The 2,804-nt window shown below is 70.1% G+C and carries 3 protein-coding genes; all 3 read right to left on the minus strand.

Features of this window, described 5'->3' with window-relative positions; translation table 11 throughout:
* Positions 1-323 (minus strand): VWA domain-containing protein (locus OZN99_RS28995; RefSeq protein WP_270938691.1); only part of this gene is annotated, 323 nt, incomplete at its 3' end.
* A gap of 31 nt (positions 324-354) precedes the next feature.
* Positions 355-969 carry a ribosome biogenesis GTP-binding protein YihA/YsxC gene (yihA, locus tag OZN99_RS29000; RefSeq protein WP_270938693.1) on the minus strand — a complete coding sequence of 205 codons (615 nt, stop codon included), beginning with the start codon at positions 967-969 and terminating at the stop codon, positions 355-357.
* Positions 970-1,141: 172 nt separating this feature from the next.
* On the minus strand, positions 1,142-2,804 hold a 1,663-nt coding region (yidC, locus tag OZN99_RS29005), incomplete at its 5' end, for a membrane protein insertase YidC (RefSeq protein ID WP_270938692.1).

The following is a 2,804-nucleotide window of genomic DNA, read 5'->3' on the forward strand; positions in this document are numbered from 1 at the left end:
CGGCCGCGCGGGGTGACGTTGGCGGCGCGCGCGAAGGCCGCGGGGTCGACCGGGCCGGGCGGCAGCAGCAGCTCGATGTCGGCGCAGTCGCCGGCGCGGCGGTGGCCATAGGCCATCAGCCCCATCCGCCGGCCCGCCGGCAGGGCGCGGGCCAGGGCGCCCACCGCGTCCCGCGCGATGGCGATCTTCGGCTGGCCATCCACCCGTCCCCACATCGAGTTCGAGGCGTCGAGGACGAGGACGGCGTCCTGCGCCCGCGCCGGCAGGGCGGTCGCGCCGAGGACGGCGATGGTCAGGACGAGCGGAAGGGCGAGGCGGCGCATCCTGCCATGGGACACAAGCCGGCAGGCCGGATCAACCGGCGAGTGCGGCAAGCTCCGCACGCAGCTCCGGAATGCCCTGCCCGGTCTCGCTGCTGGTGACGATCACCAGGGGATGGGCAGCGGTGCGGCGCTTGGCGATGGCCTGCACCTCCTCGAGCCGCTTCGCCAGCTGCGCCGGCTTCACCGCATCGGCCTTGGTCAGCACCAGCTGGAAGGCCACCGCCGCCTCGCCCAGCAGGTCCATCGCAGCGCGGTCGGCGGGCTTGGTCTCGACCCGGGCGTCCATCAGCAGCAGCACGCGGCGCAGGCTGGGGCGGCCGCGCAGGAAGTCGAACATCAGCCCCTGCCAGTCGGCCTTCACCTGCTTCGACGCCTGGGCGAAGCCATAGCCCGGCATGTCCACCAGCGTCAGCTTCCCCTCGCCCAGATCGAAGAAGTTGAGCTGGCGGGTGCGGCCCGGGGTGTGGCTGACGCGGGCCAGCGCCTTCTGGCCGGTCAGCGCGTTCATCAGCGACGATTTGCCGACATTGGACCGCCCGCACAGCGCCACTTCCGGTACGTCGGTGACGGGGGGCAGCTGGTCGATGCGCTGGGCGGCGTAGAAGAAGCTGCAGGGCCGGGCGAAGAGCAGACGCCCGGCCTCCATCAGCGCGGCCCGCTCCGCCTCGTCCTTCGCCTCCAGCAGGCCGCCGGAGGTCACGGGGTTCGCTCCGGCCGAGGGTCGCCCGAGGGCATGGGCGGGACCTCGTCGCGGTTGGTCGCGCCCCCACCCCGACCCTCCCCCGCGGGCGGGGGAGGGAGAAGGGCCCGGGGGTGCCTCACCCCTTCTTCGCCTTCTCCGGCTTGGCCGGCGCCACCCAGGTGCCGGCCTTCTTCTGGGCCTTGGCATCAAGCTGCATGATGTACCACTGCTGCCCGATGGAAAGCAGGTTGTTCCAGGTCCAGTAGATCACCAGGCCGGCCGGGAACGAGGCCAGCATGAAGGTGAAGATCAGCGGCATCCAGGCGAAGATCTTGGCCTGGATCGGATCGGGCGGCGTCGGGTTCAGCTTGTACTGAAGGTACATCGTGATGCCCATCGCGATGGCCCAGGCCGGCATGTGGAACAGGGTGCTCCACTGCATGGGATCGAAGGGCAGCAGGCCGAACAGGTTGAACAGGTTCGTCGGATCGGGCGCCGACAGGTCACGGATCCAGCCGAAGAAGGGCGCATGGCGCATCTCGATGGTGACGAACAGCACCTTGTAGAGCGCGAAGAAGACCGGGATCTGGATCAGGATGGGCAGGCAGCCCGAGGCCGGGTTGACCTTCTCGCTGCGATACAGCGCCATCATCTCGGACTGCGCCTTGGCCGGGTCGTCCTTGTACCGGTCCCGGATCTCCGTCATCTTGGGCGCGAGCACCTTCATGCGCGCCATCGACTTGTAGGCCTTGTTGGCCAGCGGGAAGAACAGGATCTTCAGGCCCAGCGTGAACAGCAGGATCGCCACGCCGAAATTGCCGGTCAGCGTGCCCAGGAAGTGCAGCACGTGGAAGAACGGCTTGGTCAGGAAGTAGAACCAGCCGAAGTCGATCGCCTTGTCGAAGTCCACGATGCCGTAGCGGTCGCTGTAGGCATCGAGCAGGTTCACCTCCTTGGCGCCGGCGAAGAGCCGCATGCCGAAGGTGGATTCCGCGCCGGGCGCCAGCGTCTCGGCCGCAGGCGGCGCCATGTCCACCTGCCAGCGGTCACCACCGTCGTTGACGTGGCGATAGGCGGTGCGGATCCGGGTGGCCTGGTTCTCCGGCGTCAGAGCGGTCAGCCAGTACTTGTCGGTGAAGCCCGACCAGCCCCCGGTGCTCTCCTGTTCGAAGGCGGGGCCGCGGCGCTTCTGCGCCTCCTCCCGCGCATCGGCATAGGTCCATTCGTGCAGGCGGCCGTCGAGCACGCCGACGAAGCCCTCATGCAGGATGAAGAAGCCTGCCACCTGCGGCGTCGCCTCGCGTCGGATGCGCGCCCAGGGCAGCACCTGGATCGGCTCCGCGCTGCGGTTCACCACGGTCTGGCGGGCCAGCAGCATGTAGTCGGCGTCGAGTTCAAGCCGGATGCGGAACTCCACGCCGTCGCCATTGTCCCAGCGCAGCGTCACGGGCCGCCCGGGCGACAACGCCGTGCCATCCGCCGTCCAGTCCGTGTCGGCATCTGGCACGCGCGTGCGGCCATCGGCCGCGGTCCAGCCCCACTGGCCGAAATAGGGATGCGCGTTGCCGCGGGGAGCCAGCAGTCGGACCAGCGGGGAGTTGCGGTCGACCGTCTCGTGGTAGCCCTTCAGCACCACGTCGTCGAAGCGGGCGCCGCGCAGGCTGATGCTGCCCAGCACGCGCGTCGGGTTCTCCACCGTCACGCGCTGCTCGGGCGCGCGGGGGGTGCCGGCCGGGGCCGCGGCTGCGCCTGGAGTGGCGCCGACAGGCGCCGCGGGCACGCTGGGCAGCGGCACCGGG

Source organism: Falsiroseomonas oryzae, assembly GCF_027856955.1.
GTDB lineage: Bacteria > Pseudomonadota > Alphaproteobacteria > Acetobacterales > Acetobacteraceae > Falsiroseomonas > Falsiroseomonas oryzae.